The sequence below is a fragment of the Nocardia niwae NBRC 108934 = DSM 45340 genome (assembly GCF_001613465.1).
Taxonomy (GTDB): domain Bacteria; phylum Actinomycetota; class Actinomycetes; order Mycobacteriales; family Mycobacteriaceae; genus Nocardia; species Nocardia niwae.
This window is the reverse complement of sequence record NZ_BDCK01000047.1, coordinates 54956-78088: the sequence shown is the minus strand read 5'-3', so window position 1 is coordinate 78088 and position 23133 is coordinate 54956. Positions and strand designations below refer to the sequence as shown.

General features: G+C 67.3%; 20 protein-coding genes, 1 tRNA gene and 1 pseudogene. 6 read left to right on the top strand and 16 right to left on the bottom strand.

What is annotated here, in order from left to right; translation table 11 throughout:
- Window positions 1-39: 39 nt before the first annotated feature.
- The 12 genes and pseudogenes from NNI01S_RS29630 to NNI01S_RS29575 form a co-directional block, all read right to left on the bottom strand.
- A complete protein-coding gene (locus tag NNI01S_RS29630; protein WP_169813037.1) occupies window positions 40-903 on the bottom strand; it encodes an SAVED domain-containing protein in 864 nt (287 codons plus the stop codon).
- 423 nt (window positions 904-1326) lie between these two features.
- Window positions 1327-2994: a ThiF family adenylyltransferase gene (locus tag NNI01S_RS29625; RefSeq protein ID WP_245676419.1), complete on the bottom strand. Its 1668-nt coding sequence runs from the start codon at window positions 2992-2994 to the stop codon at window positions 1327-1329.
- Between the two features lie 86 nt (window positions 2995-3080).
- A complete protein-coding gene (locus NNI01S_RS29620; RefSeq protein ID WP_063024224.1) occupies window positions 3081-4094 on the bottom strand; it encodes an SMODS domain-containing nucleotidyltransferase in 1014 nt (337 codons plus the stop codon).
- A 457-nt stretch (window positions 4095-4551) separates the two neighbouring features.
- Complete coding sequence (locus tag NNI01S_RS29615) at window positions 4552-4833, bottom strand: DUF3892 domain-containing protein (RefSeq protein WP_063024222.1); 282 nt, start codon at window positions 4831-4833, stop codon at window positions 4552-4554.
- 146 nt (window positions 4834-4979) lie between these two features.
- A complete protein-coding gene (locus NNI01S_RS29610) occupies window positions 4980-5681 on the bottom strand; it encodes a MerR family transcriptional regulator (protein WP_063024219.1) in 702 nt (233 codons plus the stop codon).
- 512 nt (window positions 5682-6193) lie between these two features.
- A tRNA-Ala gene (locus tag NNI01S_RS29605) sits at window positions 6194-6266 on the bottom strand.
- 573 nt (window positions 6267-6839) lie between these two features.
- Window positions 6840-7577: a DsbA family protein gene (locus NNI01S_RS29600; protein ID WP_245676418.1), complete on the bottom strand. Its 738-nt coding sequence runs from the start codon at window positions 7575-7577 to the stop codon at window positions 6840-6842.
- An 802-nt stretch (window positions 7578-8379) separates the two neighbouring features.
- Window positions 8380-9576: pseudogene (locus NNI01S_RS29595) on the bottom strand (MFS transporter); the annotation flags it as partial.
- On the bottom strand, window positions 9566-11209 hold the full coding sequence (pgm, locus tag NNI01S_RS29590) for a phosphoglucomutase (alpha-D-glucose-1,6-bisphosphate-dependent) (RefSeq protein WP_063024215.1): 1644 nt from the start codon (window positions 11207-11209) through the stop codon (window positions 9566-9568). The pseudogene NNI01S_RS29595 and the gene pgm, both read right to left, overlap by 11 nt.
- Before the next feature lie 47 nt (window positions 11210-11256).
- Window positions 11257-11475: a hypothetical protein gene (locus tag NNI01S_RS29585; protein ID WP_063024213.1), complete on the bottom strand. Its 219-nt coding sequence runs from the start codon at window positions 11473-11475 to the stop codon at window positions 11257-11259.
- A 77-nt stretch (window positions 11476-11552) separates the two neighbouring features.
- Window positions 11553-11915, bottom strand: a complete 363-nt coding sequence (locus NNI01S_RS29580) for a DUF190 domain-containing protein (protein WP_063024211.1) — start codon at window positions 11913-11915, stop codon at window positions 11553-11555.
- Window positions 11916-12596: 681 nt separating this feature from the next.
- Window positions 12597-14096 (bottom strand): MFS transporter, encoded by a 1500-nt coding sequence (locus NNI01S_RS29575; RefSeq protein ID WP_063024209.1) that lies wholly within the window; start codon window positions 14094-14096, stop codon window positions 12597-12599.
- Between the two features lie 117 nt (window positions 14097-14213).
- Between NNI01S_RS29575 and NNI01S_RS29570 the strand changes: the two genes are divergently transcribed.
- Both NNI01S_RS29570 and NNI01S_RS29565 read left to right on the top strand, forming a co-directional pair.
- Window positions 14214-14894 carry a TetR/AcrR family transcriptional regulator gene (locus NNI01S_RS29570; RefSeq protein ID WP_063024207.1) on the top strand — a complete coding sequence of 227 codons (681 nt, stop codon included), beginning with the start codon at window positions 14214-14216 and terminating at the stop codon, window positions 14892-14894.
- 54 nt (window positions 14895-14948) lie between these two features.
- Window positions 14949-16247 (top strand): D-arabinono-1,4-lactone oxidase, encoded by a 1299-nt coding sequence (locus NNI01S_RS29565; RefSeq protein WP_063024205.1) that lies wholly within the window; start codon window positions 14949-14951, stop codon window positions 16245-16247.
- A 21-nt stretch (window positions 16248-16268) separates the two neighbouring features.
- Here NNI01S_RS29565 and NNI01S_RS29560 read toward each other — a convergent pair whose 3' ends face one another.
- Window positions 16269-17015: an SIR2 family NAD-dependent protein deacylase gene (locus tag NNI01S_RS29560; protein WP_063024204.1), complete on the bottom strand. Its 747-nt coding sequence runs from the start codon at window positions 17013-17015 to the stop codon at window positions 16269-16271.
- 181 nt (window positions 17016-17196) lie between these two features.
- Between NNI01S_RS29560 and NNI01S_RS29555 the strand changes: the two genes are divergently transcribed.
- The 3 genes from NNI01S_RS29555 (at window position 17197) to NNI01S_RS29545 (ending at window position 19339) form a co-directional block, all read left to right on the top strand.
- Window positions 17197-18108: an oxygenase MpaB family protein gene (locus tag NNI01S_RS29555; RefSeq protein WP_063024203.1), complete on the top strand. Its 912-nt coding sequence runs from the start codon at window positions 17197-17199 to the stop codon at window positions 18106-18108.
- 346 nt (window positions 18109-18454) lie between these two features.
- Window positions 18455-18868, top strand: a complete 414-nt coding sequence (locus tag NNI01S_RS29550) for an arsenate reductase ArsC (protein ID WP_063024202.1) — start codon at window positions 18455-18457, stop codon at window positions 18866-18868.
- Window positions 18869-18922: 54 nt separating this feature from the next.
- On the top strand, window positions 18923-19339 hold the full coding sequence (locus NNI01S_RS29545; protein WP_063024201.1) for a VOC family protein: 417 nt from the start codon (window positions 18923-18925) through the stop codon (window positions 19337-19339).
- Here the strand turns inward: NNI01S_RS29545 and NNI01S_RS29540 are convergent.
- Window positions 19336-20040: a helix-turn-helix transcriptional regulator gene (locus tag NNI01S_RS29540; protein ID WP_063024200.1), complete on the bottom strand. Its 705-nt coding sequence runs from the start codon at window positions 20038-20040 to the stop codon at window positions 19336-19338. The two genes, NNI01S_RS29545 and NNI01S_RS29540, sit on opposite strands and share 4 nt — an antisense overlap.
- 72 nt (window positions 20041-20112) lie before the next feature.
- Window positions 20113-20826, bottom strand: a complete 714-nt coding sequence (locus NNI01S_RS29535) for a TetR family transcriptional regulator (RefSeq protein ID WP_218019279.1) — start codon at window positions 20824-20826, stop codon at window positions 20113-20115.
- A gap of 87 nt (window positions 20827-20913) precedes the next feature.
- Between NNI01S_RS29535 and NNI01S_RS29530 the strand changes: the two genes are divergently transcribed.
- Window positions 20914-22080 carry an FAD-dependent monooxygenase gene (locus NNI01S_RS29530; RefSeq protein WP_063024199.1) on the top strand — a complete coding sequence of 389 codons (1167 nt, stop codon included), beginning with the start codon at window positions 20914-20916 and terminating at the stop codon, window positions 22078-22080.
- A 27-nt stretch (window positions 22081-22107) separates the two neighbouring features.
- On the opposite strand, the gene NNI01S_RS29525 is transcribed toward NNI01S_RS29530, so the two are convergent.
- Complete coding sequence (locus tag NNI01S_RS29525; protein WP_157115077.1) at window positions 22108-22464, bottom strand: hypothetical protein; 357 nt, start codon at window positions 22462-22464, stop codon at window positions 22108-22110.
- Window positions 22465-23133: the final 669 nt, after the last annotated feature.

Sequence of the window (23133 nt, the reverse complement as noted above, 5' to 3'; positions counted from 1 at the left end):
ACCGAGGTTTGGGGTTCATGTCCTACTAGGGGCAGGGGCTCATTCGGTGATCTTTACGGCGGCTTCGAAGGTGTCGGCATCGGCGCGCTGGTACATCACCAGCGCTGGGCTGACGATGCGAGGGCGGTAGCGGCCCATGTTCACCGCCGCCGGCGCGGGAACGGCGGCGAGGACATGCAGGGTCCGCGCCTTTGGAAGGCGTTGTTCGACCAGCGCGAGCAGCTGCCGCCAGGCTACGGAGAAGCGTTGGAGATCGGTGCGGGAACCGATCGCGTCCAAGCCGGGGAGCACGCCGTCGGGGCGTAGTTCCAGCACCGGCAGCTCCGCCAGGCCTTCCGGGATGCTGTCGCGGGTCACGGTGCCGCTTACCGACACAAGAACCACCGCCTCGCGGGCGCCCGATTCGGTGTCATCGAGGGAGGTGGTGAAATTGGTGTCTGCGTTCTCGTTTCGCGGCCAACACCAGGCAGTGTCGGAATCGACGCGGTCACGGCGGTGAACCTCCACACCGTACTTGTCGTCGAGGCGGTGACCGAGGTACGTCAGCAACGGGATCGGTGCCAGCGCGAAGACTGACACGTGGTCGACCGCCCCACCGCAGGTGTCAGCTTCGAGTCGCGCGACCGCCTCATCGATGCGTTGGCAACCGCGCTCCCATACCCAGGGCTCGGACTCGGAATCGGTCAGGTCGATCTCCACCCGGATCTGGCGGCCGTCAACCGAGTACGGGGCCCGGCGGGCTTCGATGAGAGCCTGCGCGATCTGCCTGTTCGATGCTTTGGTCGTAGTACCGCGGACGCTGGCGCGAGTGGTGACGATCAAGCTGCGATGCTGGGTCGCGAAATCGGTTGCCGCCATCACCATGTCCTCGTGGCGGGACTTGATCTCCCGCAGTACGTCCACGGTGTAGAGGTCACGGAGATCGGCGTTGTCGATTTTGCGGTGGCAACCGTGGCACAGCAACAACAGATTGTCGGGGTGGTTGCGTTCGGTGACCGGTATCTCCGACCGACCGCGCGGTGACCCAGGAGTGTCGGTCGCGCCGACGTTGTGGGCCAACTCCGCTACCGACACGGTCACGTCCCCCCACTCACAATCCAACAACGATGTCGCGCACATTGCGCACCGCCCCGCCGACCGCGCCCACACTGTCCTCGCTGTCGTCGGTGTGATCGGTTCTCTACTCACCATTGATTCGCTCCAGATACATCGAATTCCGTACCGGTGGCCGTGTGCCGTCGGAGGTCCAGTGGGTGTTGTGGCCTGCCTGTCTGTCGACTTCTTCTCTGCCCCTGCCGGATTCCCTGAAAGGAACCCGCCGAAGCGTCATGGGCGGTTGCCCGACACAGCCGGAAGAAAGTGATGCCTTGTCCCAGCTGGTGCATGTGGCAGGGCAATGAGGTGGGTGCCAGAAACGGCCGATTCTGCCTGTTGCATGTGGATTCCAATCACGTTGACGAGCGTCGCGGCGACGGCTGCGAGGTCAGCGGCCGAACCGTGGAATGTCGGTACGGAGCATCCTCTGGTGGGGATCAGTTCGTCGCCGCCGACTGTTTCCTGCCAGAGCGGGTGGTAAAGCTCCAGCCCGCCATCGGCGAGCACCGAGCGTCCTGCCTGATCGTCGATCTCAGACGGTGTATGGGTAGATCCCGGTGCGCAGATGTCGGCGATACCGAGGGTTCCCGTTCTAGCGTCTGTACCGACCTGGGCGATGAGCGCCCTGCGCTCCTGACCGGCGAGTGTGTCGAGGTAAGTGGTGATGCCGTGATTGACAGTGGCATCGAGGACGAGGTCCGCCGCAAGGATGGAGACCGGGTCCTCAGGGACGCTCCCTTCGGCGACGGTGACCGTCAGATCGTCACGGATTGCTCTGAGCCGCGTGGCGAGGGACTGCGCCTTCGTTTGACCGATGTCGGCTTCGGTGTAGTTCTGTCGCACGAGAAGTCCGCCGGTGATGGAGCTTGGGTCGCAGACGGTGATGGTAGCGGCCCCGGCGCGTGCGATGAACTCGGCGATCCACGAACCCAGACCGCCGCATCCCCAGATGTGAACGGCTTTCCCGTGGAATCCGTTGACTGGTCGGCTGTCGTCGCGCCGGGTTGTGACCTCTTGCCGTTCATCGGACATGTTGCACCATTCGATGGGGATGTTGACGTTGATTTTCGCGGGATCAAGATTGACCGTGGTGCCGTGCTTCTTGGCGACGCGTCGGAGCGCATCGGCGGTCACTGCGGGGAGCCGTCCACAGAGAAGGTGGTGCGGTCCACCTGCCGGGTGGGGTATGGCGAGCACGAAGTACTGCTCGGCGCCGTCGGGGTTCCGTAGAGCACTGGCAAGCAGTGATGTGAGGAACGCTGGTGACTGAGTCAACACGCGTGGCGGCCGTCCTCCCGCCCGGTCGAGGTACGGGTCGTCCAGGAGGGATAGGAACTGGGCGAACGTGGAAGCCGCACCGAAGGGGAGATCGCTCGTGAGTGTGAAGACGGGTGTGCGGTGCCCGTCACAGCCGGTCGAGTAGGTGAGGTCGTACCGGTACGGCGAGCGAGTGACGAGCCGAGCTACCTGATGCCGCTTCGATGGGCCGGGTTCACGGACGACGATGGTGGGCGTGCCATCCGCGCGGTGTAGCACTCCTCCGACCGCGTGATACATCGCGGTCGAGGGATCGAATGCGTCGGCGGCGGCGTCGGTCAGCCAGTCCCAGAGTCGGTTGAGGAATCCGGCGATCCCGCCGGATGGGCGCCACTCGCGAGAGGGATCGAGGTAGATGCAGAGCCGGTGCCCTTGGAGGACATGGGGGAAGCCGAGGAAACGGGTGTGGTCAACCTCTGCGCTCGGGGGTAGGAACACCGAAGGGGGAATCCTGGCGATGAACTCCTCGTCATCTCCGAGTTCCAACCCGCCGGGGCTCCGTGGGATACCCGCGGTGTGGAGCCGGATCCGGAGGACGACGTCGCCGCCAGCCATGAGCTGAGGACGGTTCACGATCCGCACGTCGTGAGGTCGCTCCTTGGCGAGCGACCTCAGCTCGCCAAGGAGCTGCTTCTGCCAGGCCGACAGCGTGGTCCGGTTGTTGCGACTCATCCGGCGCGGCCAGACCGCCCCACGGAGGAAGCGGCGGCTGGGGCTGCCGCTGGGAACTTCGCGCTGCCAGACGACGGGCTCGGCGCCTTGAACCCATCACCGAAGATACCCTGCCACAGCCCAACACTGCGCTCCTTGTTCTTCTCCTCGTACGCTTCCTCGATTTCGGCAGCGTGGGCACGGATGCGGGCGCAGAAGTAGCTGTACGTCGCCTGCGCGGTCTCGGGATCAGGACCCCATCGATGCCCGAAGAAGACACCGGACCCGGACGGATCAGCAACAGGAGGCGTACTCGGGTTCAGTTGAAGCCAGGCGTCGAGGTCTTTGACAACGTGCAGGAGGGTCGTCGGAACGTCGCTGTAGTAGCTAGGGTCGAGCAGCGTACGCACCTCGGTGATCTGCTCGCCAAGCAGCGTCGTCAGCAGGATGGATCGTGTTCCGGTGAACGAGGACTTGTGATCTCGCAGATACTTCATCAGTCGGATGACCTTGCGAAGGTTGCCGTTCGCGAGCGCGTCCTTCTGCTTCATCCAGTCTGTGAAGCCCTGGGGGTCTGTTAGCTCCCAATCGTTGTTGTCACGGTTCACGATGACTTCGCGTCCATCTGCGAGGTTGAGGTGCGGGACGATGTCGAGGTGCATGGAGTTCGCGTAGACGAGGCGGACGCAGCGGCACTTGCGTGAGTGCGGCATGTTCCCGTAGATGCTGTGGCGGTGCAGAGCCGCGTACACCTCCTCGATGTACTTCTTGGGATTGTCTGCCCAGTCCGGGTTCTCGCTCATGTCGAGCATGAAGTCCGCGTCGAACTCGTTGTTGCCGACCGGGTTGATGATGGTCTTGTGCGCCCATGAACCCTGGGGCGTCTTGCCGAGAATGAGTGAACCGATCTGTTCATCGGCCTTCAGCGCCTTGTAGACCGCCTCGACGCGCGAGTCGAGCAGGTCCAACTTTGTCTGGCCGAGGTTGACGGTGTCCTTGAGCAGGGCGTTGAAGTGGTCGGTGAGCTTCATCGGAGACCTCCGGTGTGAACGTGTTGGTCGGGTCGCCGCGGTGTCGGACTCCGATCAACGGTGTGTATTCAGCTGTGTGATGAGTCGCGAACCGCTCTGTAGACAGCACTGGGTTCGCGGCTCACCGAAGCGGCGAGCCGTGCGTAGTGTCTTGGGGAACTCCCACCGCTACCGCTGCAAGGCCAACCACCCATTGGCCGGGCGGCGGCAGTACGCAACCCCGCGCGCCGGTCGTGGCCGTCTGGAACGAGGGCGGAAGCCACATTGGGTGCTAGCGCCTCTGGTTCAACGTGAGACCTCGGTTCGAGGATCGACGGCGCCGAGATAACACGCCCCTACCGGACGAACGGCTTCGATCCCGAGGGATTGCACCCCGCCGAGGCGTGCCCGGCGCGGCGCAGGCACACGTATTCCTACGCCGCGCTCGGTGAGATCGATCGCTACTTACCGATCGAGATCAGTAACGGGGAAGGTGCAGCAGGTTGTTGGTCTTCACTCCGTCGGCGTAGGTCTGCAGGTACTTCGCACGGCCTGCGCCGGGATCGACTACGCGGACCTCGACCCGGGGAGCCCCGGGTTCCTCGACGAATGCCTTCTCGCCTTCCTCGATCCAGCTGACGATCGACTGGCGGCTGCTCTGGCCGACCTTGCCGGAGGATTGAAGGACCCACCGCAGCTCCTGGATGTGCTCGTGGGCGTTGCCGCCCTCCAGGTGTACTGCTGTGATTCGAATTGCCATGGTGATTGTTACCTCGATCTTCGGTGTTTGTGTTCTCTCATCGAAGCGAGGGCCGTACGCTGTCGTTGCAAGGACGGTTGCGTAGCGACCTTCGCGGTGAGACGGGTACTGGACATACCCGTCTCACCTTTGTTTTTGCGTGCCCGTCAGCTGCTCACCTCTTCCTGCGATGCCTCAGCCACCCGGATCGTAGGGTCGGGTGGAAGCTTCTCGTTCGGCTTCAAACCGAGCACGACCGTCGTCGGGTCTGTCGAGTAGTTCATCGGCAAGGCCAGCGTGATGCGTGTTGCCACGAACCACTTCGCGTCGGCCACGTTCCCCTCTTCGTCCACCGGCCTCCGGGCGATCGCGAACCCAATGGTCGTCGACGAATCCGTCGAACACCTGCCCTCGTTGTTCTTGTCGACGATCCTGACCTTCCGGGCCGGGAGCTGCCCCAGGGTGTCGATCACCAACCTGGGCACATTGATCGCGGCCTCGGTCAGCTTGACGTGCTGTCGCGCCACATACTCAAGCTCGTTGAGATCGAGCACCTCCGATGTCCGTGCGCGAATGAGGAACATCCATACCGGTTGGAGCTCACGTAGAGCCTCGATCGACACTCCGATGTCGCGAGCCCGCAGAATCCAGGTCATCAGGTCGACGACGATCCTCGGATACGCCCCGGCTCGGGAGCCGACCCTCACACTGTGAGGTACCAGTCCCTCGGTGGCATAGAAGGTCAGTTGGCGAGCCGTCAGACGCAGGCCCTGCTTCCGGACGGCGGCAATCAGCTCCGATTTCGTCACGAGCTCGGGACCATCCTGCAGCTGCAGGTACTCCAGGAAGCTCGTATCACTGGTTGCCATCAAGTCACCACCTTCACCGTTCCGCCTTACAGTACTACTGTAGGCCGAGACACCGACACCGAGCTATGACCAGTGTAGGTGATGCTCACGACACGATGATGTCGCCGATCCCCCTCACAAACGCACGGATGCAGAGGAGTTGCGGAGCGCGTGGCCCGACCAATTCCTCAAACGGCCGCGTCCCCCACCACCGCAGTGCGCAGCCCCCGGAACATTCGACGGGTTGCACGGCGGCGATCTCAAGACACCGGATTCATCCCCGATGCCACGTAGGATCGAGGCAGGCCGCGCTTGGACCGCGCCCGGATCGTCCACCAGTAGCACTGTTTTAAAAATTCGATGTCCCCCGCCGGGGGCATCAACCTGGGACGACGGCGGCAACAGCGGGTACGCGACCGCGCCTGTCGCATCGGCCAAACAGAATTCAGAACCAAAACGGGGGGTAAACGCGGGGCAGACACAATAAAACAGGTCAGGCCCGGTCTACGACCGGGCCTGACCTGCTATTTCTGTGGAGCTAAGGGGACTCGAACCCCTGACCCCCACACTGCCAGTGTGGTGCGCTACCAGCTGCGCCATAGCCCCTGGTTGGTTGCGCTCCGGGCGTCCCGGCCGCGCTTGAATGAAGTTACACCAACCGTGTGTCGGCAACCAAATCGCCCTGATTGGGGGGTGACAAGACGGAGCGAGAGAGCTTATTATCGAACATGTGTTCGATTGGAGTTCGACTAGGGCGTGGGGTGAGGGGCGATAGCCGGTGGGCACTCGGAACGGCAGAGCGGATGGGGTTGCTGGTTTGCCCGTTCCGAGTGCCCGGCGGTCACGTCGAGTGACATGAGACCTCTCGAGGTGCGGTCTAGGGACAGGGGGCCGGATCGCGCTGTCGAGTGCGCGGGCCGGGCGGCGGCAGGTGGAGCCGCTGCCCGGCCCCAGACCAACTGAAAACTCGGTGAGCGGCGATCTCGGGGGCTGGGTATGTCGGGTCGCGCCGTCGAGCGGGCCGGAGCGTCGATTTGGTGGAGTCGGCGTTCCGGCCCTTCCGTCCGTCGAGCGCCCGATCTCGCCGCGCGAACGGAGGCAGGGCGGCGCAGCGTCCGAGGGCCGACGAGAGCAGGAGAAATCACCGACGCTTCGTGGACCCGCGGGTGCGCCCACTGCTCACCGGGTGAGCGAGACCACCCAGTTCTCGTCGTTGGTATCCACCTTGGTCGTGCCGTCGAACACCGCGGGGGTGGCCGCCGAGCCACCCAGGGCCTCGCCGAGCGCCGCTGTCTGCGCCATGGCGGTGGAACGGGCGGAGTCCACCTTGGCGCCGGTCGCGACGCATTGCCGCACGGGCTCCGTGGCTCCCGCGTCGCCCGCGATCGCCGCGAGCTCCTCGTTGCTCAGGTCGGCGCCCCCTTCGCTTGGACGCTTCGTGGTGAACAGTTCGGTGTGGAACTTGGAGTAGACCGGACCCGAACCCGCTTCGGCCACACACTGATTCGCGGCGACGGCGCGGGTCGAATAGTCCTTGCTCCGGGAACGCGCGTCGAGGAAATTCACCAGGCGATAGCGCACCGCCAACGCGCCCTCGTCGATCTTCTGCGCGATCTCCTGACCGTAGATACGCTCCAGGCTGCCACAGCCGGGGCACAGCGGGTCCTCGAAGATATCGATGGTCTTCCTCGCGTCCGGGCGGCCGAGCAGAATCGAGCCGTTCTGCTCGAGCAGCGAGTGCACCGCAGGATCGCGTACCGAACCGTAGCCGTCGTTGCGAACGGCCGCGTCGTCGCGCCCCCAGCGGATCGCCGCGATGACGATCAACACGATCAGTACGAGAGCGACCGCACCGAGGGCGTAGGTGGTCGCACTGGACATCGGCCGCGGCGTGTACTTCGAACGCGATTCGCTCACAGGGACACTTTGCCGCAACGAAGCACCATCCCCACCGCCGGGCCGGTCGTCCGCCGGCCGATTCGCGCCCATCGGACCGACTCCACCGTGTCCGGCACCGGCCATGCGGTCGGTCGGTCCTCGCATGTCCGCTCTGCGACGCGCCGACGAACGAGGTCGCGCAGCCGATCACCCCCTGCGGCCACCCAGCGCCGACCCGGCAGCAGTGTGTTTCGGGCTCCCATGCTCAGCGTCGCGGCAAATGTGGCCTACGAGCGCCTGTCTCTGCCCACGTAGCGGTTCACCGATCGGCACTGCGGTGGGAGCCGGGCGCCCTCCGAGCGGCACCGGGGGGACGGCACCGATCGGACAACCGCAACCGGCCGCCGCTCACCCGTGCTCAGCGCCTCCGGCGGCTACGCCGCTCCGGCCGCCGACCCTTGCGGCGGGACATCGCTCGCCCCGGAGCGGTAGGCTCCGCCTCGTCCGAGCCGACGACCGCGGTGCCCGGAGCGGTCAGCACGGGCCTGGAATCGGGGGCCGCACCGCGGCGATCGCCGATCACAGCCGGAGGACAACCCGCTGAACCTTCGGTTTGCGCGACGATGCTGACGCGATCCGGCTCCGATTCGGCATGCCCGGCCGTCGCGCGCGATTCCCCCACATCCTGCGCCCGATCGCCCGCTACGACCGCTGGCTCGGCCACCACGGGCACCGGACTGTCGGCCACCGGCGCGGCGGCCACGTCGTTCACCGCGCGCTCGATCCGATCCGATCGGCGTGCGGCATCGTCCGCCCGGTGGGGCCGTTCCGACGGCGCCTCCGCGTGAACCGAACTCCCCCGTCGCAACGGCTCGGGAACGACGGCCCATACGAGCGCGGCGACGGCGAGCAGCGCGCCGGTCACGCCGAGCGCGAGTCCGTAGGACACCTGCTGGGCCAAGGCGCCCACGGCGACCGGCCCGATGACGGTGCCGAGGTCGGCGGCCATCTGGAAACCCGCGAGCACCGGGCCACCGCGCGCCTTGGGCCCGATGATGTCGGCGACGGCGGCCTGCTGGGCCGGGGTGAACAGGCCGGAGCCGAGCCCGGCCAGGAACGAGGTGGCGAGCAGCCAGGGCAGGTCGCCGGACAGGCCGAGTCCCGCCGTGCCCACCGCACACACCAGCGAGCCGACGATCACGAACGGTTTGCGTCCCCATCGGTCGGACAATCGCCCGGAGGCGAAAAGGACCGCGACGTTCCCCGCCGCGAACACCGTCAACGCGACCCCGGCCATTCCCGGAGCCTGATGCAACACCTCGACGACCAGCAGCGGCACCAACGCCATCCGGACACCGAACACGGCGGCGCCGTTGGCGAAGTTCGACAGCAGCACCGCCCGGTACTCCGGCCGTGCCCACCCCTCCCGGAAGGACATCATGCGCATTCCACCGGCAGGCTCCGGCGCGGCCAGTTCCGAGTGCCGCAGGCTCAGGTACACCACCACGCTGACGAGGAACAACGCGACGGCGTAGATCACGAAGGGCCAGCGCAGCCCGAGCCCGGACAGCCCGCCGCCCACCAGCGGCCCGCTCACCGAGCCGACCAGGAAACTGGTCGACCACAGCCCGGAGACCCGGCCGCGCTGTTCGGGCGGCGACATCCGGATGACCAGCGCCAGCGACGAGACGGTGAACATCGTCGAGCCGATGCCGCCGAGCGACCGCAACACCATGAGCTGCCAGTAACTCTGGGCCAGCGCGCTGGCGCCGGTCGACGCCGCGACGATCAGCAGCCCGCCGAGATAGACCGAGCGTTCCCCAAGCCGTTGCACCAATCGCCCGCTCACCGGCGCGAACAGCAACCGCATCAGAGCGAACGCCGAGACGATCGCCGAGGCGGCCGCCACGCCGACGCCGAAGCCGCGCGCGAACTGCGGCAGCACCGGGGCGACCAGGCCGAACCCGATGGCGATGACGAAAGCGCCCCCGACCAGCACCCAGATCTCGGTGGGCAGGGGCTTGGATCTACCGGTCACCGGACAGCGCCTGCCCCACCAATTCCTCCGCGGCCGTCTGTACCTCGGCGAGGTGCTCGGGGCCGTGGAACGACTCCGCGTAGATCTTGTATTTGTCCTCGGTGCCGGACGGGCGAGCGGCGAACCACGCGTTCTCGGTGGTCACCTTGAGGCCGCCCAGCGGCGCGCCGTTGCCCCGCGCCCTGGTGAGCACGGCGGTGACCGGCTCCCCGGCGATCTCTTTCGTGGTGATCATGTCCGGAGTCAACTTCGCGAGCAGCTCTTTCTGTTCCGCGGTGGCGGGTGCGTCGATTCGAGCGTAGGCGGGGCTGCCGTAGCGGCGTTCGAGCTCGACGTAGCGCGCCGAGGGACTCTGGCCGGTGACCGCGGCGATCTCGCCCGCGAGCAGCGCGAGCAGGATGCCGTCCTTGTCGGTGGTCCAGACGGTGCCGTCCATCCGCAGGAACGACGCCCCCGCGCTCTCCTCACCGCCGAATGCCAGGCTGCCGCTGAACAACCCGGGAACGAAGAACTTGAATCCGACCGGCACCTCGTGCACGTCGCGGCCGAGCACGGAGACCACCCGGTCGACCATCGACGAGGTCACGGCGGTCTTGCCGATCTTGGTCAGCGCGTCCCAGCCCATCCGGTTGGCGACCAGATATTCGATGGCCACCGCCAGGAAGTGGTTCGGGTTCATCAACCCGCCGTCGGGTGTGACGATGCCGTGCCGGTCGGCGTCGGCGTCGTTGCCGGTGGAGATGTCGTAGTCGTCTTTGATCGCGATCAGCGAGGCCATCGCGTAGCGGGAGGAAGGATCCATCCGGATCTTGCCGTCGCTGTCGAGCGTCATGAACCGCCAGGTGGGGTCCACGAACGGATTGACCACCTCGAGTTCGAGGTCGTAGCGCTGGCCGATCTCCTCCCAGTAGTCGACGCTCGCGCCACCCATCGGGTCGGCGCCGAGCCGGATGCCCGCGCCGCGGATCGCATCCAGGTTCAACACGTTGGGCAGGTCGTCGATGTAGTGGTCGAGGTAGTCGTAGCGTTCCACGCCGGTGGCCAGCGCGCGCTCCAGGGTGGTGCGCTTGACCCCGGTGAGCCCGTCGCGCAGCAGTTCGTTCGCGCGGGCGGCGATGGCGTCGGTGGCCGTGTTGTCGGCCGGGCCGCCGTGGGGCGGGTTGTATTTGAAGCCGCCGTCGCGCGGCGGGTTGTGCGAGGGGGTGACCACGATGCCGTCGGCCTGGTGCTTGGCGCCGCCCCGATTGTGGCGCAGCACAGCGTGACTGAGCGCGGGCGTGGGGGTGTAGCGGTCGCGTGCGTCGATCACGGCGGTGACGTCGTTGGCGGCGAGCACCTCTAGCGCGGTGGTCCAGGCGGGCTCGGACAGGGCGTGGGTGTCCCTGGCGAGATAGACCGGCCCGGTGATGCCCCGGGTGGCGCGGTATTCCACGATCGACTGCGTGATCGCCAGGATGTGCGCCTCGTTGAACGCGCCGTCCAGGCTGGAGCCGCGGTGCCCCGACGTGCCGAACGCCACCCGCTGAGCCGGATCCTGCGCATCCGGAACACGGCTGTAGTACGCCGTCACCAGATGGGCGATGTCTTCCAGATCGGTGGGACGTGCGGGACGCCCGGCTCGATCGTGGGCCATGCTCGGGTCTCCCTTCCGTATCGGCTGTGCCCGGCTCGTCATCAGGATCATGTCCACGACCACCCGGCCACCGCCGACCCCACGGCCACGTCGTTCATCTCGGCCACCAGCCGGAACGTCTCGCAGCCGCACATGCTGAACGTGGTCGGCACGGTGCGGAAGCCCGCTTCCGCGGCGGCGAGCGACCGAGCGCCCGCCGACGCGCCGCTCAGATCGCCGAGCCGCGCCGAACCGACAATGGTAACGGCCCCCCTGTGCGCTGGCATCGGCGAGGCGAAAAGGGCTGGTGCCGTACGGCCCGCGAGCGATCGGCGGACGGCCTCGCACTTGCCGCGCGGTCTTCTCATCGCACACCTTCCTGCCACTGCTCCACCGGCGACAGAGTGACGTTGACCGAGCTGAACAGGTCGGCATTCCGCTCGACGAAGGCGCGCAGTCGTTCCGGCTCGTCGACCAGTAGCAGTAGCAACGGAAGGTGGTCGGCGACATCCAGGAGGCGAGTGGTGTGCACGTGCGAGGACGCGCCGTAACCCTCGATGCCGCGCCACACACTGGCGCCCGCGAGGCCGGCATCCCTGGCCCGGCGCACGATCTCGTGATACAGGGGCGTGTGCCGCCACTTGTCGTCCTCGTCGAGCAGCACGGTGAGCCGCGCCGCGGGGCGCCATCGTCCCGCCGTGGCGGCGTCCGCTTGCGAACCACTCATTGCCTGCCCCCTTCCGTGTGCCGTTCCCGTCGATCGCCGAGCCGAACCAGGTACCCACCGTGCCATGCCCGCGCCGGACTCCGCCGTCCCGGCCCACGCCAACCGCCATCCCCCGAGGCGGACGAGCGCGGGGAGTGCCGCGCCCGGTCCGAGGAGTCTACGAACCTCGCGGATGGGGTGGAGAGGGTGGTGCGACCGCCGGGTGCGCCGATGCCGAGAAGGGTGCGCAGCAGTCTCTTGGCTACCCATGCCGAAGCGGACGGAATCATCGGGATTCCATTGCCGGGCATCCCATGACATCTACCGCGTAGGCCGGACAGGCGACCGCTCACCTCTGCACGAGACCGGGTCGAGCACAATGCCGATGGCGTTCCGCAAAGCCCGCCACCTCTACTTACCTCGTATTTTGCACCAATAGTGGTGGTTCGGGGGCACTTTGCCGCGTACGGCGGACGAGCACAGTGTGTCGTGCACGACGCCGAACGGATGCCGATCCGCACCTCACCTGCGACGAAAGCTTCGCCTCCACACAGGACTCGGCCTCCCCCAGCGGCCGCCCGGCAATCGCGGTGTCATGGTTCCGGATTGCCCACGCATCGACGACGGCCGCCGCCCCTGCGACGGAGTCGCTGGAGCGGCGGCCGCTGCGCCGGGAACCTGATCGGCAGTGACGGGCTCGGATCAGTGCGCGAGCACGGGCTCCCCCTCGGCGGGCACCGGCGCGGTGCTCGGCATGAGCACCGCGGTGAGGATGCCGCCCGCCACGAAGATCGCCGTGGCCCACCAGAAGCTGGTGGTGTAGCTCTCGATCGCGGACTGGGCGATGGTCAGCGGGTTCGGCGTGCGGGTGGACAGGTAGTCGGTGGCCGCGGACGCCGCGATCGTGCTCAGCAGCGCCGTGCCGATCGATCCACCGACCTGCTGGCTGGTGTTGATCATGGCCGAGGCCACGCCGGCGTCCTCGTGCTGCACGCCCGAGGTGGCGCCCTGGAAGGCGGTCGACATCGCACCGCCGAGGCCGAGACCCAGCAGGATCAGGGCGGGCAGGATGTGGGTCGCGTAGCCGGTGTCCAAGCCGATCCGGGTCAGCCAGGCCATGCCCGCCGCCGCGATCAGGAAGCCGCCGCTGACCACGATCTTCGGGCCGAACTTCGGCAGCAGCAGTGACGGCCCGGTGGTCGAGGAGGCCACCATGGCGGCGACCATCGGCAGGAACGCCACGCCGGTCATGATGGGCGAGTAGCCCAGGGTCAGCTGCATGTAGTAGGTGAGGAACAGGAAGATCGCGAACATCCCGATGCCCATGACGAACACCGTCAGGTAGGAGGTGCCGCGCATCCGGTCGAGCACGATCCGCATCGGAAGCAGCGGGTGCACGACCCGCGTCTCCAGCCAGGCGAACACCGCGATCAGCGCTGCGCCGCCGAACAGGAAGGCGAGGGTGACGCCGTTGGTCCAGCCGTCCGATTCCGCGTGCGAGAACCCGTAGACGATGCCGAACAGGCCCGCGGTGACCACGACCGTGCCGGGGATGTCGAGCTTGGGCCGCTCGGTGGCGGCGTGCTTGGCCAGTAGCAGCACCGCACCCACCAGGGCGACGGCGGCGAAGGCCAGGTTCACGAACATCACCCAGCGCCACGAGGCCCACTCGGTGAGCGCGCCGCCGAGCAGCAGGCCGATCGCACCGCCGGTGCCCGCGACGGCGCCGAAGATGCCGAACGCCTTCGCCCGCTCGGACGGCTCGGTGAAGGTCACGGTGAGCAGCGACAGCGCGGCGGGCGCCAGTAGCGCGCCGAAGACACCCTGTCCGACCCGGGCCGCGACGAGCATCTCGAAGCTGGTGGCCGCGCCACCGATGGCGGAGGCCACCGCGAAGCCGATCAGGCCGACGATGAAGGTGTTGCGCCTGCCGAACAGGTCGCTGAGGCGTCCACCGAGCAGCAGCAGGCTGCCGAACGCCAGAGCGTAGCCGGTGACCACCCAGGAGCGGTCGCCATCGCTGAAGCCGAGGTCTTGCTGCGCGGCGGGCAGCGCGATGTTCACGACGGTCGCGTCGAGCACGACCATGAGCTGGGCGACGCCGAGGACGGCGAGCACCCACCAGCGCAGGGCGTGCGAGCCGCGCCGCCCACTCCCCGTCTGCTCGGGGGCGAGGGCCCCACGGTCGATCGCGGTAGTCATGTGTCCCCTTTGTCTCGTGCATTGATCCGGAGGTATGTCCTCCACTTACCTGAAGAAGCTATCACGATAACGGAGACATCGCCTCCGGTTAATCCCCGCGCTTGATAGAATGAGGGTGTGAATCACGCCACGGTCGCCTCTCCTCCCCGGCGCCTGCGGGCCGATGCCGCGCGTAACCAGCAGCGGATCATCGCCGCGGCACGACAACTGTTCGCCGATCACGGACTCGAGATCACTCTCGACGATGTGGCCGAGCGCGCGGGCGTGGGTGTCGGCACGGTGTACCGCCGCTTCGCGAACAAGAAGGAACTGATCGTCGAGGTCTTCGATCAGAACCTGAACGATTTCGCCGACGCGGCCGACGCCGCCTACCGGCATCCCGATCCCTGGTTCGGACTCGTCGAGTTCTTCGAGTACGCCTGTCGGCACTTGGCCACCAACCGCGGGTTCAGCGAAGTCATGCTCGAACTCGAAGACGGTGAGACCGACCGGTTCACGGTCGTGCGCGATCGCATCAAGCCCACCGTGACCGCGATCTGCGCCCGCGCACGCGACGCGGGCGTGCTCGCCGACGGCATCGAGCCCTCGGACTTCTTCGCCCTGGTACACATGGTCGACGCCCTCGCCGAGTTCGCCAAGCCGGTCAATCCCGATGTGTGGCAACGCTATATGGCCATCATGCTGAACGGCGTGCGCGGCGACGGTACACCGCGTCAGCATCTCGTCGTCCCCCCGCTCACCGACGACGAGGTGGAGCACGCCAAGCAGGAGCTGACCTGCGGCTGGCGCAAGCGGTAGCGAAATCGAACCGTAAGTAGCGCGCGTCACTCCCGCTCCCGTAAAGTTGGTCATATGACCAATTCGTGGGTGAACTGGGCGGGCGATCAGCGGTGCGCGCCCGCGCGAATCGCCACGCCGCGCTCCGTCGACGAAGTCGCCGGACTGCTCGCCGAGGCCGAGGCCGACGGCCGGAGTGTGCGCGTCGCCGGTACCGGCCATTCGTTCACCGACGCGGTCCTGACCGACGGCACGCTGCTGAGCCTGGCGAATCTGAACCGCGTGCTCGACGTCGACCGGGTCAACGGCCTGGTCCGGGTGGAGGCGGGCATCAGCCTGAACGCGGCCAGCACCGCCCTGCACGAGCACGGCCTGGCCTTTCCCAATCTGGGCGACATCGACGTGCAGACCGTCGCGGGCGCCATCGCCACCGCCACCCACGGCACCGGCGCGACCTTGCAGAACCTCTCCGCCGCAGCCCATTCGATGGAATTGATGCTCGCCGACGGAAGCCGGGTCGAGCTGAACGAGCACACCGATCCGGAGGGGTGGCGGGCGGCGCGGGTCGGCATCGGCGCACTGGGCGTCGTCACCGCCCTGACGCTGCGCATGGTGCCGTCCTTCGTGCTGGAGGGCATCGAGCGACCGATCCCGGTGGAAGAGGTGCTCGCCGATCTGGATTCGTTCGTCGACGGCAACGACCATTTCGAGTTCTACATGTTCGCGCACAGCCCGCTGGCCATGACCAAGCGCAACAATCGCGTCACCCTGCCCGAGCAGCCGCGCCCCAAGGCGGTGGACTGGTTCGCCGACATCCTGATGTCCAACCACGTCTTCGACGCGCTGTGCCGCGTGAGCCGCAGGCAGCCGCGCCTGGTCCCCTTCATCCAGCGCAGCGCCGCCTACGCGGGCAGCTACCGACGCCAGGTGGACCGCTCCTACCGGGTGTTCGCGTCGCCGCGCCTGATCCGCTTCACCGAGATGGAGTACGCCATCCCGCGCGAGCACTCCGTCGACGCGATTCGCGAGATCAAAGAGCTGACCACACGGTTCGATACCCCGATGCCCATCGAGGTGCGATGGGTCGCGCCCGATGACGCGTTCCTGTCCCCGGCGGGCGGTCGTGACACCTGCTATATCGCGGTGCACCAGTACCGGGGCATGGACTTCGAGCCGTACTTCCGCGCCTGCGAAGCGGTGTTCGACCGCTATCAGGGCCGCCCACATTGGGGCAAACGCCACTTCCAGACCGCCGCGACCCTGCGGAGCCGTTATCCCGAGTGGGATCGATTCGCCGAAGTGCGACGTCGCTTGGACCCGAAAGGGCGTTTCACCAACCCCTACCTCGATCGGGTGCTCGGCCCCGTCGGGTGACCCGGCGCCGCGCCACCGGAGTCAAGCGCCGAGGATCTCCGCGACCAAGCGGGGCACGGCCGTGCCGATGGGTTCGCGGATGATCTCGGTGGCCATGGCGTCGTACGGCGTCGGCTCGGCGTTCACGATCACCAGGTCGGCGCCGCCGCCCACCGCGATGGAGCACATCGACGCGGCAGGCTCTACCTGCAGGGACGTTCCGATGGCGAGGAAGATGTCGCTCGTCTCCGCGGTGAGCGCGGCCTTGGTCATGGTGCGGCGGTCCATCTGCTGTCCGAACATCACGGTGGCGGCCTTGAGGATGCCACCGCAGCCGGGACACGGCGGGTCGGGCTCGCCCGCGGCCACCCGCTCCAACGTCGCGGCCATCGAGGTCTCGTAGTCGCATTCGATGCAGACCACCTCGAACATGTTCCCGTGGATCTCGATGACCCGATCCGGCGACGATCCCGCCCGCTGATGCAGGCGATCGATGTTCTGGGTGATGATGGTGACCGCTCGCCCGGCGCGCTCCAGGTCTGCGAGGGCCCTGTGGGCTGCGTTGGGCACCGCCTGCCATGCCGGATTGTCCCGCCGCGCGAGCCAGGCGCGTTCACGCAAGGCCGCGTCGGCCACATAGTTCTGATAGGTCGACAACAGTTCGGCGATCGGATCCTTCGTCCACACGCCGCGCGGACCGCGGAAATCGGGGATGCCGGAATCGGTGGAGATGCCCGCACCCGTCAGCACCCCGATCCGGCCGGTACGACTGCGCCACTCGGTCGTCATATCTGCACAGCCTAGGGGCACCGACGCGAGAGCGGCCGAGGAGATGGCGGCCGTCGAGATGGGCCACGACGGGTCGAAGTGCGGGCGGGGCGCGCATGTGCGCCGACCACGGATAGACGATGAGAGATTTGTAGGGTTATCATCTCATTGTATTGAGTTCGGCCGATCAAGGGAGATCACGATGACCGCGTCCGTCGCACGCGAATCCACCGGCGCGCGCACGCTGCCGCCTCGCCGCCCGATCGAACCGGGCACGCAGATGTGGGAACAGACCGGTCTGGTCACCTTCTCCCTCACTGCGGGCTCGGCGTTCCTGCTGCAGACCATGGAGCCGACCATCTCCGCGGTGGTGGACGAGTACTCCACCTTCCGCACCGATCCGATGGGCCGGGCCATGCGCAGCCTGGCCTCGGTGATGATGTGGGTCTACGGCGGCGAGGAGGCGCTCGCCGAGGCCGACCGGCTGCGCGAGCTGCACGCGTCGCTGAACACCACCGACGCCAACGGCGTGCGCCACACCGCGCTGTCGAGCGCCCCGTGGGCCTGGGTGCTGCACACCGGCACGTTCGCCTTCACCGAGAGCGCCAAGTACTTCGCCAAGCGCCCGCTCACCGCGGCGGACAAGGAGGCGTACTTCCAGGAGACGCTGCAGCTACTGCGCAATTTCTCGGTGGCGCCCAAAGAGATTCCCGCGAATTACACCGAATTCGAGAAGTTCTTCGACGACACCGTGGCCAATCACCTGGTCGCCACCGACACCGCGCGCGACTACCTGCGGGTGATCCGCTCCGTCGCTCCGCCGAAGCAGCTGCCGCGCGTGCTGCATCCCGCCTGGAAGGCGGCCGTCGCGCCGATCGGCTGGCTGCAGTACTTCGTGACCGTCGGCACGACGCCCGAGGTCGCACGGCAGAAGCTCGGACTGTCCTGGACCGCGGCCGACGAACGCAAACTGCGGGTGCTCGGCTGGCTGATCGCGCGACTGGTTCCGCTGCTGCCGGAGCGGTTGCGCTACTTCCCGATCGCCTACGAAGCACGCCGGCTCGAACGCGACCGGCAGCGGCTGCGCAAGATGATCGATCTGCGTCCGATCTGATCCGGGCCCCAGGATTCCCTTTCGCCGACGCGTACCCGTACCCCGGTCGACCCACGTCGACCGGGGTACGGGTGTTTGCAGGCGACAACTCCTGCGCTACCGTCCAGTCCGCTCCGAGGTCCCGGTGACCGAGGCCGCCACGGAAGCTGTGCAGTAACGGATTCGAGCCGCTGACCTGCGGACGACGCACGCGAAACCACGTGAAAGCACCGCGCGCCGTAACGATTCACGGCGCGCTGGTATACGTATCTCATACGCTGCGAAAGCGTTTCGGCTCACGACAGCCGGACGGCCGGTCCGGCGGCCAGCACACTATGCTCCACCTTGCACATCGAAAGGCGTTCTCATGTCCCACAAGCCCAGTGTGCTGTTCGTCTGCGAGCAGAACGCGGGCCGCTCGCAAATGGCTGCCGGATTCCTCACCGCCCTCGCCGGTGACCGGTTCGACGTGCGGTCGGCAGGCAGCGCGCCGGCCGAGGCCCTCAACACCACAGTGGTCGACGCCATGGCCGAAATCGGCATCGACATCTCCGGCCGAACGCCCAAGCCACTCACGATGGACGCGATCGGCATCTCCGACGTGGTGGTCACCATGGGCGCGGGCGACGCCTGCCCGTTCTTCCCCGGCATCAGCTACCGCGACTGGATGCTGCCCGATCCCGCGGACCAGACCATCGACGTGGTGCGCACCATCCGCGACCACATCCGCATCCTGGTGGAGAACCTGATCGCCGAACTGGTCCCCGCGCCCGCGCGCTAGGCGCTGTCCGATTCGTTCAAGACGGTCCACCGCACCCCCGCCTACGCTGCCGGTATGACACCACAACTCGACGTCGTCGGCATCGTCGTCAGCGATATGTCCGCCGCGGTTGCCTTCTATCGTCGCCTCGGACTCGACTTCCCGGAAGGTTCGGAACAGGAAGGCCACGCCGAGGCCGCCCTGCCCAACGGTATGCGGCTCACGCTCGACACCGAAGCGGTAATCCGGTCGTTCCACACGGATTGGACGCCGCCGACCCGCGCGGGGCGGATCGGAATCGCCTTCCGCTGCGCCGATCCCGCCGAGGTCGACACCGTTTACGCCGAACTCCTGGACGCCGGCTATCACGGCGAACTGAAGCCGTGGGACGCCTTCTGGGGGCAGCGTTACGCGGTGGTGCAGGACCCGGACGGCAACGGCGTCGATCTGTACGCCGCTCTTGCGTCTACGAGCGAAAAGCAACGCGGCTAGCGCTCGGCTAGCAACTCCCCCAGCGGGATTCCCGCCAGCGCGCGGACCTCGCGAGAGAGGTGCGCCTGGTCGGCGAAGCCGGCCCGCAGCGCGGTGTCGGCAAGCGGCACACCGCGGCGCGCCGTGGCCAGCGCGCGTTGCAGGCGCAGCACCCTCGCCAGGGTCTTCGGGCCGTAGCCGAAGGCGTCCAGGCAGCGGCGGTGCAGGGTCCGCTCGCCCAGCCCGGCCGCGTCGGCGACCGCCGCCACCGGCCACCCGGCGTCCAGCGCGCCGACCACCTTCCGCAGGAGCGGATCGGCCGGTTCGGTCTCTGCCGCGCGCCACCGCACGAGGTGTTCCAGCGCCGCGGCCTGATCATCGGCGGCCGCGATCCGATCGACCCACGGCCGGACCACCGCCGAGGGCCACAGCTGGGCCAGGTCGATCCGCAGGTTCCGCACTTCACGCGCGGGGACGCCGAGCAGCGCGGGCGCGGTACCGGGGAAGAACCGGACGCCGGCATACCGATCACCGGACGACCCGCCGGGGTGGTGGGCGCGGGTATCCGGCCCCGCGACGATCAATCGGCCGCTCATCCAGATCAGATCCATGCAGCCGTCGGGAAGCACCGGCTGTACCGGATTACGGCCGTCGACGGTCTTGGTCCACAACACGGCGCCCTCGTACCACGACGGCCGCTCACGGTAGGCGGCGGCGTCCATGACGCCGACGCTACTACGGACCACCGACATCACGAGCGGCGCCGTCTCAAAACATAGTCTCAATAATACCGGCTATTTGAGATAGCGGTACAGCGTCGCCCGCGAGACGCCGAGCTCCCGGGCGATGTCCGGGACGCTGCGGCGCTCCGTGTCGCGCATCCGCCGGGCGAGTTCGATTCGTTCGGCGGTCAGCGCCGCGGGCCTACCCTTGGCTGCGGTCGGCGTCCGGTCCGTGGACGAGGTCCGGTCCGACGGCGCCAGCAGCAGGCGCACGCCTTCCAGCACCTCGGCGCGCAGCTGGTCGACCGGAGCCTCGGCGTACAGCACCACCGGGTCACTGAGCCCCGCCACCGCCTGGGTCGCCCGAACCCGCTCGGCAAAGGTGGCCTCGGGCCCCGCCACCAGGATGTTCGCCTGCATCATGACTTTGCTGAACCGCTCGAAGATGCTGCCGGGGGCGGCCAGCGCCAGGTCACGGACGTTGAGCCGCAGCAAGTAGCGGTGGGTGAGGAAGACGTCGAGCAATCCTTCGACCACCCGGCGGCGCGCCTCGCACGGATCGGGATGCCCCGCCTCAGCGACGACACCCTCCATGGCCACCAGCAACGGTTCGGCCAACCCGGCGAGGATGTCGTACTTGCTCGGATAGTGGTAGAGCACGCCCGCCTTGGAAATGCCCAGTTGCTCGGCGATCGCACGCACCGAAGTGCGGTGGTAGCCGTGCGTCCCGAACAGATCCATGGCCACCTCGAGGATGCGCGCGCGGGTTGTCGCCTCGTTGCTCACAGGCCGCAATTCTACCCGTTGACTGACCGTTGGTCAGTGTCTTACATTCGTGACTGACCAACGGTCAGTCAACACACGGAGGCATCCATGGCGCACGAACCCCGCATCCTCATCTCCGGCGCGAGCATCGCCGGACCGACACTCGCGTACTGGCTGGTGCGCAACGGTTTCCGGCCCAGCGTGGTCGAGCGGAGCCCGGCATTGCGCCCGGGCGGCAACGGCGTGGACATCCGCGCAAACTCGGTGCGGATCACCGAGCGCATGGGTGTGCTGCCGCAGTTGCGCGAACGAGCCACCGACATCCGCGAACTCACTTTCGTCGACGCCGCCGACCGCCGCGTCGCCGGGATGAGCACCCGAACCTTCAACGCCGACGGCGACTTCGAGATCATGCGCGGCGACCTCGCGCAGGTGCTGTACGAGACCACCGCCGACGACGTCGAGTACACCTTCGGCGATTCGATCAAGGCGATCGACCAGCGCCCGGACGCGGTCGAGGTGACCTTCGACAGCGGCGAGCAGGCCGAATTCGACTTGGTCCTCGGCGCCGACGGATTGCATTCGCGGACCAGAAATCTCGCCGTCACGCCCGAGGCCGACGCGCTGCACCACCTCGGCGTGTACTTCGCCACCGCCCGCGTCGACGCCGAGCTCGGACGCCCGCACTCGGTGACGCTCTACAACACGCCGGGAAAGGTGGCCGGCGTCTACCGGTCGGGGGCGCATGACACCGCGACGGCGTTCTTCGCCTTCCGGGAGGCGCGCGCCCTCGAGGTGGACCATCGCGACCAGAACGCGCAAAAAGCGTTGCTGCGCGACTATTTCGACGACCGGGATTGGCGGGTGCCCACATTGCTCGACCAGGCCGTCGCCGATGACGGCTTCTACTTCGACGCGGTGAGCCAGGTCCGCATCCCGGCCTGGTCGAGCGGGCGCGTCGCCCTGGTCGGCGACGCGGGTTACTGCGCGACGCTGCTGTCGGGCGCGGGTGCGGCACTGGCCATCGAGGGCGCGCACCTGCTCGCGGCGGAGCTCGCCGCGGCGGGCGGCGACCACCGGGTCGCGTTCGAACGCTACGAGCGAACCCTGCGGCCGACCGTTCTGCGAGCGCAGCGCTCGGTGCGGGCGAGCAGCTCCATGCTGATTCCGGCCACCGGCGGGCACATCTGGTTGCGCAACCAGCTGAGCCGGATCATGGTGCTGCAGACGCTGGCGTCCCGGGTCTACCGGCCGGTCGCGGTGCGCGCCGCCTGACCCGGTCGCCGAACCGGAAGACCGGAATCAGCGCGGCGGCGCAGCGACCGGGACGATCGGGCGCGGCACCACACGCAGGTACGGATCACGATGAGCCGCGGCGATCTTCGCCTCCGGATCTCGGCAACCGACAGTGACGTCGGTGTTCGGCACGGAGGAGAACGTCCACACTGTCACCCACTCCGTCCCCCCGAACGTGTCGGTCTTCTTCGCGTCCGACGAACGCAGATCCTCATTCCGCCCGGAACTATCGGTCACCGTGCAGCGAATGCCGTCTGCTGCCTGGCCCCACGCGGCGGGAGCCCGGATATCGAGCACAACATCGGCCGGCACAGGAACCCTTTTCGCTTCACCCAGCAAAATGCGAATACCGCCGTCGGCCACCTCCTCGTCGCGCGCTCCGGTCGTCGTTGCCGGAGCGCTAGGGGCGGCGGCGGCACTCGTCGACGTCGCCGCCTCGCTCGCCGAGGTGTCGTCGGAACACCCGGCCACGGCGGCGACTATCAGCGCGGAAATCGCCATCCAGCTCAGTTTCACAGTCGGAACCTCTCGTCGCGCCCACTCGTCAGGCGGTTGGTTCGGATCAGCCAGGCACTGAGCATGGCAACGGGCAACCGGAAAAGCTCGGATACACGCCGAGCGACCGGCAATTGGACCGCAATTATCTGAAACAGTCCCCCAGAGAATGTAATAGGGTTGAATTATCGATCTCCACGAACAGGCCCTCATGGCCTTCAGCAATCATGTTGCAGCCGAGGGACTTCCTCCTGCGGCGCGCGATCCACGCCTCCTCCGCGTCGATCGCCGCGGCTGACCGCCATGATCCGACCGCGGAGACCCATGATCGCACCCATCACGTTCGAGTCGATCGATGCCGCGTCCCACCGAAGGCATCGCCGACGCTTGGTTCGCACGCCCGGATGACACGGCCCGGCACCCGGCGTCCGCATGGACGACTTCGGCTTGCGTTCGCGATCGGGCGAGATGGTGCGGACGGTCTCCGCGCACGGGTACACGGCGACGCCCGATCCGGTCGCGCGCCGGTACTGCCCA